Origin of the sequence: Planococcus halocryophilus, assembly GCF_022489025.1 — a bacterium.
Classification (GTDB): domain Bacteria; phylum Bacillota; class Bacilli; order Bacillales_A; family Planococcaceae; genus Planococcus; species Planococcus halocryophilus_A.
Genome location: NZ_JAKVTG010000001.1, coordinates 36,026 through 54,772, shown reverse-complemented (window position 1 = coordinate 54,772; position 18,747 = coordinate 36,026). Strand labels below are relative to the sequence as shown.

The window sequence follows — 18,747 nt, the reverse complement described above, 5'->3', positions numbered from 1 at the left end:
TTTTCCTCTTTTTTTGTTAGTATGTTATTTTCTCTAATAATCTCTGTTGATTGTTAACTTGAATTTTGCCAATTTTCCCTGCTGTTGGTACGATTGCCTCGCCATCAAAATCAAAGGTTTCGATTACACCTATTTCATTTTCATACATTACTTGAAATGTGAAAGTATACAAAGTCTTCTCAATTTCATTTTGATTGATTTCAATAGTAGCAGTACTTAGTTTGTACTTACGGTCCGAAAAGCTATACATAAAAGCATCTGTATTCTTAAATGTTTCATACGCATTTTCAGTAAAATACGAAGCATACGTATCGCTCATGTAATCGATTAAAGCTTTATATTCCGTTGAATTCAACCAAGCGTTGTATTGTTCCTCGTTCATATCAACTGTTTGGGTGTTCATTGCAGCCTCCCACAGCTCGCGGTATTTTTTGTCTGGACCGTTAAATTGTTTTTCAATAACAGCTTGAATGGCCGCTTTGTCTTTTTCAACTGAATCGATTGTTTTTTCAGTTTCTACTTTTTTTGCTTCACCATTTCCTGAACAACCGGCAATGAGTAAAAAAGAAACGAACACTAGTAGCAACCCGATAAGTCTTTTATTCTTTGTTAAAATGCCCATACGTTATTCCCCCTTTTATTCTCATTACACGCTTTTCACAAAAAAGTAATTCTCTATTATACGAATCTTCGCTCAAAAAGTTCCCTTTTTCTTACAACAAATGCTTTCGTCTCCTAATATGTAAATCCATCATTTTTCCAAAATAAAAAACTACCCCAAAAGTCAGTGCTCATGACTTTTGGGGGTAGCTTTAAGTTTCACTCTTGATTAGATGATTTAAAACGATATCGTGTATCTTCTTCGAGTTTATTGAAAACTTCGATATAGCGCGTTCCGCCTTGTTCACGCTCATTCGGTGTATCCTCGCCTTCTAAAATTTCGTCGAGTGGTCGTGCTTCGGGCTCAATGATTACCGAATCATAATCGTCCATCAATCCTTGGAGTTCACTGTAGTTTTCAATATTTTTGTCTTTTTTCACTTCTTCGAATAGTCGGTCTGATTCGTCCTGTGTTAAATCTACGTATCCGACTGTGATCTGTTGCTTTTCCATTTTACAACCTCCTGTAGCTAATCCCTTATTTCTTATTCCATACCCTATAGACTAAAATACATAAACCTACGCCCCACACTTACTGGAAGATATCGCTATTTTCCGCTATGATAAAAGCTATAGAAAAAATGAGAACCGGAGTTGATTTCTTTGCGCGTAGCCATATTCGATTTTGATGGAACATTGTATTCAAAAGAAACTTTCCAGGTAATGATGAGTCATTTAAAAAATCACCCTGAACATAGCACACGCTACCGTCAATTTTACCGGACTATTATGCCGCCTTATATTGGTCATCGACTAAAAATTTATCCTGAATGGAAAATGCGTGAACGTTCTGTTCAAGCTTATTTGTCTTCGTTGGAGACTTTTACAAAGACTGAACTCGAACAGTTTTTCGGTGAGATTGCAGATCGTATGCACGGGGATATGAACCTTACGGTGGTAGAGCGATTAAAAGAACATGTAGCTAATAATGATTACGTTATGCTCGTTTCTGGAGCCTTTACTCCATTACTTCACGCAGTGACACAACAATTGCCGATTAAGACCATTATCGGGACAGAAATTCTCTATAACAATAATATTTTAGATCACCAAACTCCGTTGTCACATGTCCAAGGTCAGCTAAAAACGAAAAAAATCAAAGAAGCACTAGAAGGCTGGGACATTGACTGGGCCAACAGTTATGCATATGGCGACAGTCCTTCTGACTTACCTGTACTTGAACTTGTCGGTCATCCTGTAGCGGTGCGTCCAAAGCCGAAATTAAGGACAGTTGCAGAACGTCGCAACTGGGAAATTATTTAAGCATGAAAAAACGGATCGCCAATTGGCGGTCCGTTTTTTCATGCTTCGTCTAACACTTCAATACAAATTTGAATGCCTTTAACAAGATCTTCATGTGACCAACTAGGAATCCGACCATGTTGGATCGCCAATTCATGTGACGCAGGAATGTGGATAAAGCCTGTTTTCAACGTGGGTTTGTTATATTTGGCATAATGCAACCCTTCATACATAACGTTATTACATAGATATGCACCAGCTGTATTCGAAATATCTGCTGGCAAGCCCTTGGCTATTAGATGATCCACCATTTTCCGAACTGGTAAGGTAGACATATAGGCTGCATCTCCTTCTTGTCGAATCGGCTCATCAATAGGCTTATTACCTTCATTATCAACGTCTCCATCTTTGACATTCAAGGCGATTCGTTCTGGTGTAATTTTATATCGTCCCGCAGCAAGTCCTAGTGATATAACAGCATCCGGATTTTCTTCTTTAATAAATTTAAGCAAAAATTCTCCAGACGAATTAAAGTCCACAGGCATAATTTTCCCGACCACTTGGTAATTACCGATTGTTTTTCCATCTAGCGCTTCTACTATTTTCATCGTCGGGTTGACCGTATAATCCAAAAATGGTTCAAAACCGGTTAACAGTAATTTTCTCATTAGTATCTCCTCCTAATCACCATTATACGCAGACCCTCTTTTCTTTCCCAACCCTCTCTTTTATACTCTTTTAATTATCAGAAAATATAAACATTAAATTTATCGGAAAATAACTTCCCAAATGCTTTTTCTTGTGATAAAATTCATTAAAATGAATAAACATACATATAACAGGAGGAATATACATGATTAAGAAACTATCATTTATCACTTTATTTGCATCATCTGCATTAATACTAGGAGCTTGTGGAAGTTCTAGTGAAGACGAAACAGGGTCTTCAGAGAAAAAAGAAGTATTGGAGATGGGTACATCTGCAGAATTCGCTCCATTTGAATCGCGCAACCCCGAAGGCGACATTGTTGGGTTCGATATTGACCTTGCAAACCACATAGCAGACGAATTAGGTTATGAACTTGAAATTACAGATATGAAATTTGATGGCTTGATTGGTGCTCTACAAAATGATCGTGTAGATATGGTCATTGCCGGTATGTCGGCAACTGACTCTCGTAAAGAGAACGTCGATTTCTCCACAGAATACAATCATTCTGGTGAAATGTTCGTTACAGCTAAAGATTCCGAACTTACGAGTCTCGAATCTTTAGAAGGTAAAACGGTTGGTGTTCAACTCGGGACAATTCAAGAAGAAGGCGCGAAAAGCATCATCGCTGACGAAGGCATCAATTTTGAATTGAAAGCTTTAGACGATTCAGGTGCATTAATCCAGGAAATTTTATCTGGGCGTATCGATGCTGCTTATATTGACAAACAAGTAGCGCTTGGCTACATCGAAGCGCAGGACCTTGGTGCATTTGACGATCCCACAACAGCTTCACCGGGCATGGCTGTCGCTTTCCCTAAAGGTAGCGAACTTTTAGAAGATGTTAACGGCGTACTTGCCGAAATGGAAGAAAGCGGTAAATTAGATGAACTAAAAGAAAAATGGCTATCTGAAGAAGAGTAAACTTACCTGTAGAAAAGAGTTGTAACTTATGAACCTGGATTTTTCTCAAATTGTCCCCTATATCCCTTTCATGCTTGAAGGGATATGGGCCACTTTAAAATTCGTATTTTTTGCTATCATTCTTGGATCCATTCTTGGAACATTATTGGCTTTGTTTAAAATTGGCAGCATCAAACCTTTACGTTGGTTTGCAGATGCCTATACATCGATTTTTCGTGGAACACCACTAATCCTGCAATTGATGATTATTTACTTTTCCACTCCCCAGCTAACCGGATATGATATTTCAGCTTTTCTGTCCGCAATTCTGGCTTTTGGATTAAATTCATCCGCCTACATATCGGAAATTATCCGTGCTGGCATACAAGCAGTAGATAAAGGACAAACGGAAGCCGCACAAGCTCTTGGTGTGCCCTACCGTTCGATGATGAAAGACATCATTTTGCCGCAAGCTTTGAAAAACATTTTGCCTGCACTCATGAATGAATTTATCACTTTAACCAAAGAATCTGCCATCGTTTCGACCATTGGCTATCTCGATCTCATGAGACGTGCACAAGTAGTAGGAGCTGATTTGTTCCGTAATTTCGAACCTTTATTATTTGTTGGTTTCATTTATTGGTGTCTCGTAATGGGCTTAACGATGATCGGTAGAGTGTTTGAACGGAGGCTGAAACAAAGTGATTAATGTACAAAATTTATACAAGAAATTCGGCACCAATGAAGTACTTAGTGATATTTCAGCTACCGTAAAAAAAGGTGAAGTCGTTTCAATAATCGGTCCTTCTGGTTCCGGTAAATCGACTTTCTTACGTTGTTTAAATTTGTTAGAAGTACCGACTGACGGTACTATCGAAATTAACGGCAAAAGCTTGACCGCTTCTAATAAAAACATACACAAAATTCGCCAAGAAATTGGGATGGTGTTTCAGCACTTTCATTTATTCCCTCATTTAACAGTGCTTGAGAATTTAACTTATGCCCCGATAAAAGCAAAAGGTATCAAAAAAGCAGAAGCAGAACTGAAAGCTCGTCTTTTACTCGAACGTGTTGGCTTATCTGAAAAAGAAAAGGCATATCCAAATAGCTTATCAGGCGGCCAGAAACAACGTGTAGCAATTGCTCGTGCGTTGGCAATGGAACCGGAACTGATGCTGTTTGATGAACCGACATCAGCACTTGATCCTGAAATGGTTAAAGAAGTGCTCGACGTAATGAAAGACTTAGCTCAATCAGGCATGACGATGGTTGTGGTTACGCATGAAATGGGTTTTGCTCGCGAAGTTGCAGACCGCGTGTTATTTTTAGATCACGGTGTACTAGTCGAAGAAGGTCAACCTGTTGAATTTTTTAGCAATCCAAAAACCGAACGCGCAAAAGATTTTCTGGATAAAGTATTGTAACAAGTGTCTTTTAGGTATTTTTACAGACTGTAGACAAATCGATTTATTCGATTTTGTCTACAGTTTTTTTATTGGAAACAAATCGCTCTGGTATTTGTTCATTTGATGCTCAAATGTCGAACGTATCCATCACCTTTCACATGTTATAATCGAATCTGGCAATCTTGCAGAAAACAGAGGTGAAGAATGTGTTTAGAAAAATAATTATTTTAGTTGGTGTTGTATTTTTCATGTCGCTGTTTGTTTTTACAGCTGTCATGTTTTTAAAAAATGAAATAGAACTTTACTCCAAAAACAATATAACGTTAACGCTTGAAAAGCCGACGTTCATTACGCTTAATGAGCCTGAAGTTAGTGAAAATGGACCAGACGTAACACAGCTTTACGAAATGACATTCCTTGGCTTGAATGTTGGGACGTATACACTTGTTGACCGTTCGCTTTCCAATGGAACTTCTATCATTTTTGAAGATATCAAAAATACAAGTTGGCTTCCTTATACATTTTCAATGAACATTAACGGCCTAGAAGATACAGACTATAAATCTTGGAATCCAAAACCACCGGCTAGACTTGACGAAGCAATGTATGGTTCAGACCCTACGACCAATCCTTACGGCGTCTTCACGACTCCAGACGGCGAAATCCTAATTGGTAATGTGTATGTATCACGAAATCTTCAACTCGGTAATGGCAATTGGGTGCAGGAACTACGCCATGAAATTACCGAGTTGACTTTAGAAGAAGGCGTACTATCGAAAAATCTATGGCTTCCTCCTAAACATACAAGCCAAACTTGGTTAATGGCTTCACCAGAACCTTTATTTGATAAAGACAAAATTGAAGATGATTGGATTTCTTTTTCATTGGAAAACCGGCTATCTCAGTTAAACTGGCTAACACCTGAAGGTCCTTTGGTTAAGCTCGAATTGACTGATGACCCACGCACACAGCTAGCTTATGGGTATATCGAAAAACGGACTGCCGATTTAACTTCCTTAGAATGGAATGAAAGATCCTTTGCCTTGTTTTTTGAATCGATGACACTAAATGCAGAAATCAATAAGCAATAATATAAAGGGTGTCTTAAAAGTTCATGGACAATGACTTTTAGGCACCTTTTTTCATGAACTTTTAAGAGGTTTAGTGTATTTAATGCGCTAAGCTCTTTCTTAGCTATTAAACTAAATATTCTGTATAATGGATGTGAGTTAAAGCTGTCGTTTTTATTGCCATCTGGCTGCTGGCTATCAAATGAGGAGGTTGGTCATAATGGAACGCAAAGTAATTGATCCACAAGAAGTCGAACTTCAATTAGAAGATGACTTTAATGCAATTCTGAATATGATTGGCGAAGGTGCACCAGATTTTGCAGCCGATGACGAAAACGACATGTTAAAACAACGTCGCCGTGAAGAAGCAAAAGCGAAAGATCTCCATTAACACATAAAAATCACCTCTCTATAAATAGAGAGGTGATTTTTATGTGTAAATTCCTTATTTGACAAGATTTTTTCTTATTCCATCATTTCTGCCAAGTAATCGTATGACTGTAGACGAGCTTCATGATGGAAAATTGGTGAGTGAACGATAACTTCATTCGCTCTTGTTTTTTGGATAAAGTTTTTCAACTTTTGCTTAACGAGATCGGGTGTTCCGACAATCATCGATTCAGAATTTAATTTATCTCGGAAAATTGCAATTTCACGATCTGACCAAACGTCTTCCAACTTATCAATCGGTGGTTGGAATGTTGTCGGCTCTCCTCTCATCAACGAAAACATTTGCTGTTGTGAGGAAGTTGCTAACCATTCTGCGCGTTCTTGCGTTTCCGCAACAATAACATTAACGCCAAGCATAGCATATGGTTCAGTTAATGCTTTGGATGGCTTAAAATTCTGATGATACAACTGCAAGGCTTGCATCATATAATCCGGAGCAAAATGACTAGCAAACGAAAACGGCAAACCTTTTAATGCAGCAAGCTGTGCACTAAATCCGCTTGAGCCAAGTAACCACATGGGCACTTTCATATTGGTGCCTGGATATGCTCGTACACGACCCACTGGATTTTCTGAGAAGTAATTTTCAAGTTCCGCTACTTGTTGTGGAAAGTCTTCTCCATTGCTTTGCAAACTGCGGCGCAATGCATGAGCCGTTGCTTGATCACTTCCAGGTGCACGTCCTAAGCCTAAGTCGATGCGCCCTGGATAAATCGTTTCCAAGGTACCAAACTGCTCCGCAATCACTAGTGGTGCATGATTTGGAAGCATAACGCCACCCGAACCGACACGGATCGACTTAGTCGCTCCTGCAATATGTCCGATTAAAACAGATGTAGCCGAACTACCAATTCCCGGCATATTATGATGTTCAGCTAACCAAAAGCGGTTAAAGCCTAATGACTCCACATGTTGCGCCAGTTCAACGCTATTTTTGAATGCCTGCGCCGTTTCCGCACCTTCATTAATCGGTGCCAAATCAAGCACAGCCAGTGGAATATTTTCGAATTTCTTAATTTGCATAATGACCTTCACTCCTATTCATCTCCATTGTAGCGATGTTTAACAAAAACATCCCTTTTTCTGCTCATGTCACGAAAAGTGAAAGTGCCTGGTCAGCTCCGACAGGCATAAGACAGACCAGCAGGGTGGCGTTCTTTGCCACACAGCTGGGTTGACTTATGACCCGAGGAGCTAGGCACTTGCAACTGGACAACAAGAAAAGCGGAAGCTGCCGTGTAGATTCGACGGGCATAAGACGCTCTGGCGAAGCGGCGTTTTTCAGCCGCACAGCAAGAGTGGCTTATGACCCGAGAATCTGGTAGCTGGAGCTAGACAACAAGAAAAGCGGAAGCTGCCGTGTAGATTCGTCCACTTCTTTCCCTTCTTTTTTCTTTTTATTCTAACTAATTAAAATTCTCACTTGCTTTCCTTCAACAAATGATTTATGATAAGGAACATCGAAACAGAAACACCATAAATTTAATAGGATATTTCTTATCTAGAGAGACGGAGGGATTTGGCCCTGCGAAGTCTCAGCAACCAGTCTGACGAAGACTACGGTGCTAAATCCAATAGGCTTTGCCTAGAAGATGAGAAGAATATGTTTCCTGACAGGGGCTTTCTTCTTAAAAGAAGAAAGCCCCTGTTTTATCGTGGAGAGGATGAGTAAAATGACAAAACATAGTTTAGAAACTTTATTGGTGCAATTGGGGAATCGCAGTGATGCCGCGACAGGAGCGGTTAACCCACCCATTTACTTATCTACAGCTTATGAGCATCAAGGTCTTGGACAATCAACTGGTTATGATTACACGCGGACTAAAAATCCGACACGTTCTGTTTTAGAAGAAGGTTTTGCAGAACTTGAAGGGGCTGATGCAGCATATGCTTGTAGTTCTGGAATGGCAGCTATTCAACTGGTTTTGTCTTTGTTTCGGCCCGGCGATGAGCTATTAGTACCGGAAGATATTTACGGAGGTACGTATCGCCTGTTAGATCATTTCGCAGCCGCTTATAACATCCATCCCATATACGCTGAATTTAAAAACGTACAAGATACAGAAAAGAAAATAACGATAAACACACGAGCTCTTTTTATCGAAACGCCTACAAACCCGCTTATGCAGGAAATTGACCTTGTCGCTTATGCCGCATTAGCGAAAAAACATAAACTTCTATTAATAGTAGATAATACATTCTTAACACCTTTTTTCCAACAGCCCATCAAGCTTGGAGCAGATATTGTGATTCATAGCGCCACTAAATACATCGGTGGTCATAATGATGTGTTAGCTGGACTTGTAGCCGCTAAAGGAGAGAAGATTTGCGACAAACTAGCCACATTCCATAACTCGGTTGGAGCAGTCCTCTCCCCTTTTGACTCATGGTTATTGGTTCGGGGCTTAAAGACCTTACCATTACGCATGAGGCAGCACGAAGCGAATGCGAAAACAATTGCCGAGTTTTTATCTAAACACCCAGTCGTCTCAGACGTATTGTATCCGGGTAAAGGCGGCATGCTTTCTTTCCGATTGCAGAAAGAAACTTGGGTTGGACCATTTCTAGAAAATATTAAGCTCATCACGTTTGCTGAAAGTCTTGGCGGTGTTGAAAGCTTTATCACTTACCCTGCCACTCAAACTCATGCAGATATCCCTTTTGAAGAACGCACAAAACGCGGCGTATGCAACCGTCTATTGCGTTTCTCTGTAGGCGTTGAACTAGCTGACGATTTAATCGCTGACTTAATACAAGCATTTTCAAAATTGAAAGAGGAGGTTGTTGAATATGACCGATCGTATTGAAACCAAGTTTATTCACTCTACCGGAGTTGATCCACTCACTGGGGCCGTTAACGTACCGATCTATTTGTCATCTACATTTCATCAGAAAAGCTTAGATTCTTTTGGTCCTTTTGATTATAGTCGCTCGGGTAATCCTACTCGTCTTGCACTCGAAGAGACGATTGCAAAGCTTGAAGGCGGCACTCGTGGTTTTGCCTTTTCATCGGGAATGGCTGCCATCTCTTCTGCTTTTATGCTTTTATCTTCTGGTGATCACGTACTTGTTTCCGAAGATGTTTACGGAGGCACCTACCGTTTCATCACAGAAGTTTTGGATAAATTCAAGATTGAATATACATTTGTAAATATGACTGATTTGGATGAAATGGCCCATGCTATTCAACCAAATACTAAAGTTATTTACTTAGAAACGCCTTCAAACCCTGTCATGAATATTACAGATATTGAAATCGCTGCAAAATTAGCAAAAGCGAATGGTTGTTTAACATTCGTCGACAATACATTTATGACACCACTCTATCAAAACCCGTTAGCACTCGGTGCCGATATTGTTCTACACAGCGCGACAAAATTCTTGTCTGGTCATAGTGATATTATTGCTGGACTCGCCGTCACGAAAGACGAAGAACTTGGCAATCGTCTAGCCTTTATCCAAAACACGTTTGGTTCTGTTTTAGGAGCACAAGATTCTTATTTACTAATTCAAGGCATCAAAACTTTAGGCGCTCGTTTAGGCCAATCATCGGAATCTGCTCGTGTGATTGCTGAATACTTGCACAACCATCCATTAATCGAAGAAGTTTATTACCCAGGGTTTTCATTTCATCCGGGAAATCCCATTCACGAACGTCAGGCGAAGAGTGCAGGAGCTGTCCTCTCTTTCCGCTTAGCTGATAAAAAATCCGCTCGTGTATTTGTAGAACATTTGAGAATTCCAGTATTTGCGGTCAGCTTAGGTGCAGTGGAATCGATTTTGTCATACCCTGCCACAATGTCCCACGGTTCTATGCCTCAAGAAGAACGTGAAAAGCGCGGAATTACCGACGGCTTATTACGTTATTCAGTCGGCCTTGAGCATTCGGATGACCTGGTGCAAGATTTAAGCCAAGCACTCGCTCAAGTCGCACGACGAAAAGGTTTGAGTATCGCAAATTGAACAGTAGCTTGTTAAATCGAAAAGTATCCTTTCCCAAGCTGGGTAAGGATGCTTTTTAATTTTGCAAATGATGAAATTCAATGAACTCATTTTTTTAGACACAACTCTAAAAAAATTAAGATAGTTGGCTGTTTCTGATTGACATTCTCAATTAGCTCTTTATAATTGAGGTTGAGAATGATTTTCATTTAACTTCTCAATTACATACTAAAGGGAGAGACATCCATGAAGAAATCCTTATATCTCATCTTAGCGTTATTACTTCTTGTTTTAGCAGCATGCGGAAACGACGATGCAGCTGAATCAAATGAAGAAACAACGGATAGCAAAGAAGTTAATCTATATACAGCAAGACATTATGATGTAGACGATGAACTATATAAAAAATTCGAAGAAGAAACAGGCATTAAAGTCAACTTGATCAAAGGCGATGCAGACGAATTACTTGAACGCATCAAGCGCGAAGGCGATGCTACGGAAGCAGATCTATTCTTAACTGCTGATGCTGGCCGTCTATACCGTGCGAAAGAAGATGGTTTGTTGCAATCTGTAACAAGTGACCTATTAGATGAGCAAATTCCTGAGAACTACCGTGATACAGATCAAATGTGGTACGGCTTAACGAAACGTGCTCGCGTGATTATTTATAACCAAGACACAGTAACACCTGAAGAGTTATCAACTTATGAAGCATTAACTGAAGATCAGTGGAATGGCCGCGTATTAATCCGTAGCTCTGAAAACATTTACAACCAATCTTTACTTGCTTCATTAATCGAAATCGATGGTGAAGAACAAGCAAAAGAATGGGCTGCAGGCCTTGTTAATAACTTCGCTCGTGACCCTGAAGGTGGAGATCGTGATCAAGCAAAAGCTATTGCAGCTGGAGTCGGCGATGTTGCGATTATGAATAGCTACTATTTCGGTCAAATGTTAAATTCTGAAGATGCTGCTGAAGTAGAAGTTGCAGAAGGTCTTGGACTTTACTTCCCGAACCAAGAAACAACTGGAACTCACGTTAACGTTAGTGGTGCAGGTGTCGTTAAAACTGCTAAAAACAAAGAAAATGCGATAAAATTACTTGAATTCCTTTCTGCACCTGAAGCGCAAGGCACTTTTGCAGAAGCTAACTATGAATACCCTGTAAACTCAGCTGTTGAACCTTCTGAGCTATTGAAATCATGGGGCGAATTTAAAGAACAAGATATCCCACTTTCTTCACTGGGAGACAACAACGCCAAGTCGATTTTAATCTTTAACGAAGTAGGCTGGAAATAATCAAAAAGCTGTTCCCTTGCTGTGTTCTATAACGGCAAGGGATTTCTGACGATTGGAAAGGTGACTAATTCTATGCAACGAAGACTCGCTAATATAAATATTTGGACGGTTGCAGCCATTGTTATTATAGCTGCACTGTTTTTGCCGAACATGACAATTGTGACAGGTTTATTCACCCCCTCTAATGAAAATTGGGAGCATATGAAAGAATTCGTCCTCTGGTCGTTTGTCAAAAACTCCTTGATCCTCGTTGTTGCTACAGCAGGTTCAACGATTTTCATCGGTTTGAGTTTAGCTTGGCTGATTGCCCAGTACCAGTTTCCTTTCCGAAAGTTTTTAAAATGGGCTTTGATCTTACCTCTTTCTATTCCTCCTTTTATCGGAGCTTATACCTATCATGGAATCTTCAATTATACCGGGGTGATCCAGACAACACTTCGTGGACAGTTTAATATGGAACTCAATCCTGTATACTTTGACATCATGAATTTACCGGGTGCCATTTTTATCTATACGGTTTTCTTGTATCCTTACGTTTACACCATTACACAAGTTTTTCTTTCTCAACAATCCGCTTCACTTATTGAAAGTACGCGACTTCTAGGAAAAGGCCCTTGGCGAACGTTTTTCCAAGTGGTTGTTCCGATTTCACGCATTTCGATTATTGCAGGTGCCAGTTTAGTCATCTTAGAAGTATTGAATGATTACGGCGTCGTAAAATATTACGGCATCCAAACGTTTACGACAGCGATTTTCCAAAGCTGGTTTGGCTTAGGTGATATTGAAACGTCGATTAAACTAGCCGCCTCTTTAATGGGCTTTGTTATCATCATTTTGCTGATTGAGAAAATTCTTCGTGGGAAACGTCAATACAGCTATTCTTCCACTAAAGTACGTCCATTGCCGCTAATTCGGTTAACTGGTTGGAAAGCATTTGCAGCAGCCGGCTATGGCTTTTCAATATTAGCATTAGGCTTTTTTATCCCAGTAATTCAATTGATCGACTGGACGATATTAACTTTCGGAACTATCCCTCTAGATGAGTTTATATCTTATATAAAAAATTCAGTGTTCGTGGCAGGTATTAGTGCTGCTACCATTATTGTGTTCTCATTAATTGTCGGTAACTTTGCACGACTTGTGCATGGCAGAATTGCTAAATTGTTGCCAAAATTGACTGTTCTCGGTTACTCTATTCCTGGAGCTGTTATCGCAGTTGCAGTCGTAACTGCTTTTGTAGCATTGGATAATTTTTTAGCCCCACTGTATCAGTTAGTGGGCACAAAATCGACGCTTGTACTCAGTGTTAGTCTTATCTTGCTCGTTACTGCTTATATTATCCGATTTTTTGCCATTGGCTATAGTTCGATTGAGACCGGTTATGATAAGATCGGTACGGATTTCCAAGATGCTTCTCGCCTTTTAGGAGCAGGACTAACAAGAACATTCTTTAAAGTAGATATGCCGATGATGAAAGGCGCAATCATTAGCGGATTTATTCTAGTCTTTATCGATGTATTAAAAGAAATTCCATTAACTTTAATTTTAAGGCCATTTAATTTTGATACACTTTCGACGAAAGCTTTCCAATATGCCAGCGACGAAAAAATCATGGAGGCTTCTCAAGCTTCCTTATTGATAGTTGGTATTAGTGCTCTGGCAATTATGGTCTTCTACAAGTTTTTGGAAAAGGAGTTGGATTAATATGTTCGTAACCATTGAAAATCTTTGTTTTTCTTATCCAAATACAAAAGCTGTTGCACTTGATAATTTCTCTTTACAGATTGAAAAAGGTGAAGTTATCTCCATTCTTGGCCGAAGCGGAAGCGGAAAAAGTACGGTTCTTCGTCTTCTTGCCGGACTTGAAAATCCCTCAGTTGGCAAAGTAACAATTCAAGATCAAGTTCTCTGTGATAATAAAACATTTATACAGCCCGAAAAGCGTGGCATCGGCATGGTTTTTCAAGATTATGCACTTTTCCCTCATATGACGGTTGCTGATAATATCTTATTTGGACTGTTTCGCATGAAAAAGTCTGCCAAACAGAAACGTCTCCAAGAAGTGTTGGAACTTGTTGAATTGCAAGGGTATGAAAATCGTTATCCACATCAACTGAGTGGTGGACAACAACAACGTGTAGCGATTGCTAGAGCGCTTGCACCAAACCCTCATCTTCTCTTGCTTGATGAACCATTCAGTAATTTGGATGCAGAACTGCAAGAGAAGATCCGGAAAGAATTACGTGATATTCTAAAAAAAGCCAATATCACGTCAATCTTTGTTACGCATGATGAAAAAGATGCTCACATTTTGGCTGACCGCATTGTCAAAATCAAAAATGGGCAAACGGATTTTATCGGACGCCCATGTGATTTACTCGACGTTTACCGTCAAGAAGGTCATAGTGAACCATTTCCTACTGTAGAAGCAAAAGAATTAGTTCATAGCTAAAAATAGCCAACACGCCTTCTTAAAAGAAAGCTGTGTTGGCTATTTTTTTAAATCTAAAATGAAACACACAAAAAAACCATCCGTTTTCCCGGATGGTTTCCTCTTAACTCTGGTTTTCGCCAACTGCCGATAAACTGACTGTTTTTTGCTTTAAGTCATCTGTTGCAATTGTTTTTCGTGCAACTCCTGTTTCGATAGCAGCTTTAGCAACTGCCGCAGCTACAGCTGAAGCTACACGTGAATCAAATGGTTTTGGAATCACGTAACCTTCATGCAACTCATCTGTCTCCAGCAAGCCCGCTATCGCTTCGACTGCAGCAATTTTCATGGCATCGTTGATATCGGTAGCCAATACATCTAAAGCCCCTCTAAAGAGTCCTGGGAAAGCTAAAACGTTATTTACTTGGTTCGGGAAGTCAGAACGCCCTGTTCCAACAACTCGTGCTCCAGCCTGTTTTGCCAAATGTGGAAGAATTTCAGGGTTCGGATTTGCCATCGCAAAGATGATAGCATCGCTATTCATCATCCGGACCATGTCTTCAGTCAATGCTCCTTCAGCTGATACGCCGATAAAGACATCTGCTCCTTGTATCACATCTGCTAGTAGACCTTCTTTACGCTCATAATTACTCATTTCAGCTACTTCAGCTTTAAATGGATTCATACCATTTTTGCGCCCTTTATAAATAGCTCCTTTTGTATCACACATAATCAGATGGGCAAAGCCAAATTTACTTAGCAATTTGACAATAGCAATACCTGCAGCTCCTGCACCGTTAACGACTATTTTCGTTTCCTGTACATCTTTTCCAACTAATTTCAATGCATTGATCAAGCCTGCTAGTGTAACAATAGCTGTGCCATGTTGATCGTCATGAAACACTGGAATACCCATTTCTTTTTTTAGACGTTCTTCCACAATAAAACAAGTTGGGGCAGAAATATCTTCCAGATTGACGCCTCCAAAACCTGGTTCAAGTAATTTTACCGTCTGGATAATGGTTTCTGCATCTGTTGTATCTAAACAGATAGGAAATGCATCTACGCCTGCAAACTCCTTAAACAAAATCGCTTTTCCTTCCATAACTGGCAGTGCAGCAAGTGGACCTATATTGCCAAGACCGAGAACAGCTGTACCGTCTGTTACAACTGCGACCATATTGCTTTTCATCGTATAATCGTGAACTTTCGATGGATCAGCCGCGATTTCTCTGCACGGTTCCGCTACTCCTGGAGAATAAGCGAGACTTAAGTCCCTTTCGTTTTCTACCGCTACTTTTGAACGAATCTCCAGTTTTCCTTGATGCGTTCTATGCAATTGTAGCGAATCATTTTTTAGATTGGACATTTGCCTCATCTCCTTAGGTTCATAATTGTTCATTATAAAGGGTATTGAGATAATTGAAAGAGTTTTCAATTAATTTGACTAATATTCAGACTTTAGGCGGATAAAGCATTAAAGTCTTGAGACAATTTAAATAGCGGTCCAGCCCCCATCAACTTTAATCGTTTCACCGGTTACAAAATTAGCTAAGTTAGATGCTAAATACAATACTGCCCCTGAAATGTCTGCCGGCTGAGACAAACCATCAAGTAAGATTCTATTATTGACATCGTTTTTAAATTTTTCATTTTCAAACATTTTAGCAGTCAGTTCAGTTTCAATGAAAGTTGGTGCCACTGCATTCACGCGTATGCCTTGCTTTGCCCATTCAACAGCTAATGCTTTTGTTAGTTGCACTAGACCACCTTTACTTGAACAATATGCGGCGCGCTTCTCATAACCAACAAAAGCCATTTGAGAAGCAATATTGATAATACGCCCACTTTTTTGTTCAAGCATATATTTAGCAGCTGCTTGACTTGCAAAAAATGCAGATTTCAAATTCAAATCGAGCACAGTATCCCAGTCTTCTTCTGTCACTTCCATAGCAGGTTTAGCAATATTGACACCAGCATTATTAACTAGAACATCGATGGTGCCAAATTCTGACGCAGCTTTGTCGATCAGCTTGCGGACTTCTGCAATATTGCTTAAGTCACCTGAAACAGCAATACATTTCGGATTGTGCTCTCTAAGTTCCACTAGAACTGATTCAAGTACAGCTTCATTTCTACCTGATATCACCACATTGGCATTTAGCTTGGCAAACGTTATGGCGATATCTTTACCAATTCCTTTACTACCACCTGTAACAACAACGGTCTTTTTTTCGAGTTCTGAAAAATACGCGCTCATTTTACCCCTCCTATTTCAAATCATTTTTTAAGAAGTAAATTAGCATTTGCTCCCGCTCTTCGTTTATCTTCGCTGAAACTTCAGTCTCCCAGGAATAAAATCCTTCACCTGTTTTATCGCCGAGTTTGTTGTCAGCTGCTAGTTGAGTCAGAACTTTACCTGAACGTTGATCTGTCGATAAATCTTCAAATAAATAATTTGAAATTGCCGAGAAGACATCTAGACCTCCCATATCAGCCGACATCAACGGTCCTGTAACAGGCAATCGACGGCCAATGCTATAAGTCACTGCCGCATCAATATCTTCTTTAGAAGCTGCTCCAGCATCTAATAAGGATTGTGCTTCACGGAATAATGCATATTGCAGTCGGTTACCGATAAACCCAGGAATTTCTTTCTGTAATACCACTGCTTTTTTGTTCATCTTATCTAAAACGGCCATTGCTCGTTCGACTGTTGCTTCATCCGTGCGCTCACCTTTGACCACTTCAACTAAGGGGATAAGATGTGCCGGATTCCAAAAATGCGTGACGACAAAACGTTCAGGTCGTCTCATATCAGCAGCTAGTAAACTTGGTTTAAATCCTGAAGTGTTACTAGCAATTACGACTTCGTCGTCTACTATGGTTTCTAATTTAGTGTATAATTTTTTCTTTAAATCTAAAATCTCTGGAACAACTTCTATTATGAATGTAGCATCTGAAACGGCATTCTCTAGAGAAGTCGTAAATTTAATACGTTCTCTAATTTCTTTTGCTTGATTAGCAGAAAATAATTCATTTTCAATCATTACGTTGAGTTTATTGTTCAAACCTTTATCCGCACTTTCAAGATCTTGCTCATTAATGCCATATACATTTACCGCTTGGTTTGCCCAAGCTGCTGACAAGGCAATAGAGTGTCCCATCGTTCCTGCTCCAAGAATTGAAATTTTCTCCATCAGTTGCACATCTCCATCTTTTGATTTTTAAGTACAAACTAATAATAATACTCTTACCGTTAAGTATCTTGGACAAATTCGGCTTGTATATCTAAACATAAAAACAGTAAATGAGCTAAAATAAGTTGGGTTTTCACATTAATTTATTTATTACCGTATCTTCTTACTCTGAGGAGTGCTTGTTCGGCGTGCCCTGCGAAGTTTTCAAGTTTGCACAACCGTGCTGCATATTCACCAATATAAGCACTCGCTTCTGGTGTTACTTTTTGATATGTAACAGTTTTAATGAACTTTCCAACCCATAATCCGCCAGTATAGCGAGCAGCACCTTTTGTGGGTAATGTGTGGTTTGTTCCAATTACTTTATCTCCGTATGCTACATTCGTTTCTGGCCCAAGGAACAAGCAACCATAATTCGTCATATTTTCAAGGAAGTAATCCGGATTTTCCGTCAAAATTTCAACATGTTCAAAAGCTAAGCGATCTGCCTCAATACGTGCTTCTTCGATTGAATCTACCAATAATATTTGTCCATAATCATCCCATGAAACACGAGCCACGTCTGCCGTTGCTAATGTTTCTAATTGACGTTCGATTTCTTTAACCGTTTCATTTGCCAATTCTTCTGAAGTTGTGATTAATGCGCCTGGTGAAGTTGGTCCGTGCTCACCTTGACCTAAAAGATCTGTTGCTACCATTTCAGCATCAGCCGTGTGATCTGCGACAACTAAAGTTTCTGTTGGTCCAGCAAATAAATCGATACCAACACGGCCATATAGTTGCCGTTTTGCTTCGGCTACAAATGCGTTTCCGGGTCCAACAATCATGTCCACTGATTTGATTGTTTCAGTTCCAATAGCCATCGCTGCCATTGCTTGAATTCCGCCAAGCAAATAAATTTCATCTGCTCCGGCTAGTGACATTGCCGCAATTGTTGCGTTTGGAATCTCTCCATTAATTGGTGGTGTACATGCAATAACACGCTTAACTCCAGCAACTTTTGCCGTTAAAACACTCATATGAGCTGATGCAACCATTGGATAACGTCCACCGGGGATATAACAGCCTACACTATTAACTGGAATGTTTTTATGACCAAGAATAACACCTGGAATGTTTTCAACTTCCACATCACTCATAGAAGCTAGTTGAACTTCTGCAAACTCGCGAATATTTTTTTGAGCAAATTTAATGTCTTCAATCACATCATTCGGTACTTTGGAAACGATTTCATTTATTTCGTCTTGAGATAACCGAAAAGATTTTGGTTCCCATTTATCAAATTTCTCGGAAAGTTCACGTACCGCTTTATCCCCTTGTGTTTCAACGGCTTGTAATGCTTCTGCGACAATTTGCGAAACTTTTGTGTCGTTAGCACTTACTTCCTCTTGTGATTTACCCGCTTTAAAAATTTTCATTATATTAATTCCTCCCT

General features: G+C 39.7%; 19 protein-coding genes and 1 riboswitch. Of the genes, 11 read left to right on the top strand and 8 right to left on the bottom strand.

Translation table 11 applies throughout. The annotated features are described in order from the left end of the window. Window positions 1-16: 16 nt before the first annotated feature. Together MLE13_RS00250 and MLE13_RS00245 are read right to left on the bottom strand one after the other, a co-directional pair. Window positions 17-622 (bottom strand): hypothetical protein, encoded by a 606-nt coding sequence (locus MLE13_RS00250; protein ID WP_240747479.1) that lies wholly within the window; start codon window positions 620-622, stop codon window positions 17-19. Between the two features lie 197 nt (window positions 623-819). After that, the gene (locus MLE13_RS00245) at window positions 820-1,113 is read right to left on the bottom strand and encodes a hypothetical protein (RefSeq protein WP_240747478.1); all 294 of its coding nucleotides are present in this window, start codon (window positions 1,111-1,113) and stop codon (window positions 820-822) included. Window positions 1,114-1,263: 150 nt separating this feature from the next. Between MLE13_RS00245 and MLE13_RS00240 the strand changes: the two genes are divergently transcribed. Next, the gene (locus MLE13_RS00240; protein ID WP_240747935.1) at window positions 1,264-1,923 is read left to right on the top strand and encodes an HAD family hydrolase; all 660 of its coding nucleotides are present in this window, start codon (window positions 1,264-1,266) and stop codon (window positions 1,921-1,923) included. 38 nt (window positions 1,924-1,961) lie between these two features. On the opposite strand, the gene pcp is transcribed toward MLE13_RS00240, so the two are convergent. Then, window positions 1,962-2,570: a pyroglutamyl-peptidase I gene (gene pcp / locus MLE13_RS00235; protein WP_240747477.1), complete on the bottom strand. Its 609-nt coding sequence runs from the start codon at window positions 2,568-2,570 to the stop codon at window positions 1,962-1,964. Between the two features lie 185 nt (window positions 2,571-2,755). Here pcp and MLE13_RS00230 point away from each other — a divergent pair, with 185 nt between their 5' ends. The 5 genes from MLE13_RS00230 (at window position 2,756) to MLE13_RS00210 (ending at window position 6,381) form a co-directional block, all read left to right on the top strand. Next, window positions 2,756-3,535 (top strand): ABC transporter substrate-binding protein, encoded by a 780-nt coding sequence (locus MLE13_RS00230; RefSeq protein WP_240747476.1) that lies wholly within the window; start codon window positions 2,756-2,758, stop codon window positions 3,533-3,535. A 28-nt stretch (window positions 3,536-3,563) separates the two neighbouring features. Then, a complete protein-coding gene (locus MLE13_RS00225) occupies window positions 3,564-4,223 on the top strand; it encodes an amino acid ABC transporter permease (protein WP_040850929.1) in 660 nt (219 codons plus the stop codon). Further along, window positions 4,216-4,938, top strand: coding sequence for an amino acid ABC transporter ATP-binding protein (locus MLE13_RS00220; RefSeq protein ID WP_240747475.1), 723 nt, complete (start codon window positions 4,216-4,218; stop codon window positions 4,936-4,938). Before MLE13_RS00225 ends, MLE13_RS00220 begins: the two co-directional genes overlap by 8 nt. A 188-nt stretch (window positions 4,939-5,126) precedes the next feature. After that, window positions 5,127-6,011: a hypothetical protein gene (locus MLE13_RS00215; protein WP_240747474.1), complete on the top strand. Its 885-nt coding sequence runs from the start codon at window positions 5,127-5,129 to the stop codon at window positions 6,009-6,011. Between the two features lie 199 nt (window positions 6,012-6,210). Continuing rightward, window positions 6,211-6,381 carry a hypothetical protein gene (locus tag MLE13_RS00210; RefSeq protein ID WP_240747473.1) on the top strand — a complete coding sequence of 57 codons (171 nt, stop codon included), beginning with the start codon at window positions 6,211-6,213 and terminating at the stop codon, window positions 6,379-6,381. A 74-nt stretch (window positions 6,382-6,455) separates the two neighbouring features. Here MLE13_RS00210 and MLE13_RS00205 read toward each other — a convergent pair whose 3' ends face one another. Next, the gene (locus MLE13_RS00205) at window positions 6,456-7,463 is read right to left on the bottom strand and encodes an LLM class flavin-dependent oxidoreductase (protein WP_240747472.1); all 1,008 of its coding nucleotides are present in this window, start codon (window positions 7,461-7,463) and stop codon (window positions 6,456-6,458) included. 471 nt (window positions 7,464-7,934) lie between these two features. Continuing rightward, window positions 7,935-8,039: riboswitch (SAM riboswitch) on the top strand. Window positions 8,040-8,113: 74 nt separating this feature from the next. Here MLE13_RS00205 and MLE13_RS00200 point away from each other — a divergent pair. From MLE13_RS00200 to MLE13_RS00180, 5 genes are all read left to right on the top strand, one after another. Beyond that, window positions 8,114-9,247, top strand: coding sequence for a methionine biosynthesis PLP-dependent protein (locus MLE13_RS00200; protein WP_240747471.1), 1,134 nt, complete (start codon window positions 8,114-8,116; stop codon window positions 9,245-9,247). Beyond that, on the top strand, window positions 9,231-10,403 hold the full coding sequence (gene metC, locus MLE13_RS00195) for a cystathionine beta-lyase (protein ID WP_240747470.1): 1,173 nt from the start codon (window positions 9,231-9,233) through the stop codon (window positions 10,401-10,403). Before MLE13_RS00200 ends, metC begins: the two co-directional genes overlap by 17 nt. 225 nt (window positions 10,404-10,628) lie before the next feature. Further along, window positions 10,629-11,681, top strand: a complete 1,053-nt coding sequence (locus tag MLE13_RS00190; protein ID WP_240747469.1) for a Fe(3+) ABC transporter substrate-binding protein — start codon at window positions 10,629-10,631, stop codon at window positions 11,679-11,681. A gap of 72 nt (window positions 11,682-11,753) precedes the next feature. After that, the gene (locus tag MLE13_RS00185) at window positions 11,754-13,385 is read left to right on the top strand and encodes an ABC transporter permease (RefSeq protein WP_240747468.1); all 1,632 of its coding nucleotides are present in this window, start codon (window positions 11,754-11,756) and stop codon (window positions 13,383-13,385) included. A 1-nt stretch (window position 13,386) separates the two neighbouring features. Beyond that, complete coding sequence (locus MLE13_RS00180) at window positions 13,387-14,133, top strand: ABC transporter ATP-binding protein (RefSeq protein WP_240747467.1); 747 nt, start codon at window positions 13,387-13,389, stop codon at window positions 14,131-14,133. 103 nt (window positions 14,134-14,236) lie between these two features. On the opposite strand, the gene MLE13_RS00175 is transcribed toward MLE13_RS00180, so the two are convergent. The 4 genes from MLE13_RS00175 to hisD form a co-directional block, all read right to left on the bottom strand. Further along, window positions 14,237-15,481, bottom strand: a complete 1,245-nt coding sequence (locus MLE13_RS00175; RefSeq protein ID WP_240747466.1) for an NAD(P)-dependent malic enzyme — start codon at window positions 15,479-15,481, stop codon at window positions 14,237-14,239. A 126-nt stretch (window positions 15,482-15,607) separates the two neighbouring features. Next, window positions 15,608-16,372 (bottom strand): SDR family NAD(P)-dependent oxidoreductase, encoded by a 765-nt coding sequence (locus MLE13_RS00170; RefSeq protein ID WP_240747465.1) that lies wholly within the window; start codon window positions 16,370-16,372, stop codon window positions 15,608-15,610. A 10-nt stretch (window positions 16,373-16,382) separates the two neighbouring features. Continuing rightward, window positions 16,383-17,312 (bottom strand): 3-hydroxyacyl-CoA dehydrogenase family protein, encoded by a 930-nt coding sequence (locus MLE13_RS00165; RefSeq protein ID WP_240747464.1) that lies wholly within the window; start codon window positions 17,310-17,312, stop codon window positions 16,383-16,385. Window positions 17,313-17,455: 143 nt separating this feature from the next. Next, window positions 17,456-18,730, bottom strand: a complete 1,275-nt coding sequence (gene hisD, locus MLE13_RS00160) for a histidinol dehydrogenase (RefSeq protein ID WP_276323755.1) — start codon at window positions 18,728-18,730, stop codon at window positions 17,456-17,458. Window positions 18,731-18,747 lie beyond the last annotated feature (17 nt).

Bases quoted from the DNA above. Each gene is read 5' to 3' on its own strand.
- MLE13_RS00170 (WP_240747465.1), bottom strand. From the start codon at position 16,372: ATGAGCGCGTATTTTTCAGAACTCGAAAAAAAGACCGTTGTTGTTACA.
- MLE13_RS00190 (WP_240747469.1), top strand. From the start codon at position 10,629: ATGAAGAAATCCTTATATCTCATCTTAGCGTTATTACTTCTTGTTTTA.
- hisD (WP_276323755.1), bottom strand. From the start codon at position 18,730: ATGAAAATTTTTAAAGCGGGTAAATCACAAGAGGAAGTAAGTGCTAAC.
- MLE13_RS00180 (WP_240747467.1), top strand. From the start codon at position 13,387: ATGTTCGTAACCATTGAAAATCTTTGTTTTTCTTATCCAAATACAAAA.
- MLE13_RS00185 (WP_240747468.1), top strand. From the start codon at position 11,754: ATGCAACGAAGACTCGCTAATATAAATATTTGGACGGTTGCAGCCATT.
- MLE13_RS00225 (WP_040850929.1), top strand. From the start codon at position 3,564: ATGAACCTGGATTTTTCTCAAATTGTCCCCTATATCCCTTTCATGCTT.
- pcp (WP_240747477.1), bottom strand. From the start codon at position 2,570: ATGAGAAAATTACTGTTAACCGGTTTTGAACCATTTTTGGATTATACG.
- MLE13_RS00165 (WP_240747464.1), bottom strand. From the start codon at position 17,312: ATGGAGAAAATTTCAATTCTTGGAGCAGGAACGATGGGACACTCTATT.
- MLE13_RS00205 (WP_240747472.1), bottom strand. From the start codon at position 7,463: ATGCAAATTAAGAAATTCGAAAATATTCCACTGGCTGTGCTTGATTTG.
- MLE13_RS00250 (WP_240747479.1), bottom strand. From the start codon at position 622: ATGGGCATTTTAACAAAGAATAAAAGACTTATCGGGTTGCTACTAGTG.
- MLE13_RS00245 (WP_240747478.1), bottom strand. From the start codon at position 1,113: ATGGAAAAGCAACAGATCACAGTCGGATACGTAGATTTAACACAGGAC.
- metC (WP_240747470.1), top strand. From the start codon at position 9,231: ATGACCGATCGTATTGAAACCAAGTTTATTCACTCTACCGGAGTTGAT.
- MLE13_RS00200 (WP_240747471.1), top strand. From the start codon at position 8,114: ATGACAAAACATAGTTTAGAAACTTTATTGGTGCAATTGGGGAATCGC.
- MLE13_RS00210 (WP_240747473.1), top strand. From the start codon at position 6,211: ATGGAACGCAAAGTAATTGATCCACAAGAAGTCGAACTTCAATTAGAA.
- MLE13_RS00175 (WP_240747466.1), bottom strand. From the start codon at position 15,481: ATGTCCAATCTAAAAAATGATTCGCTACAATTGCATAGAACGCATCAA.
- MLE13_RS00230 (WP_240747476.1), top strand. From the start codon at position 2,756: ATGATTAAGAAACTATCATTTATCACTTTATTTGCATCATCTGCATTA.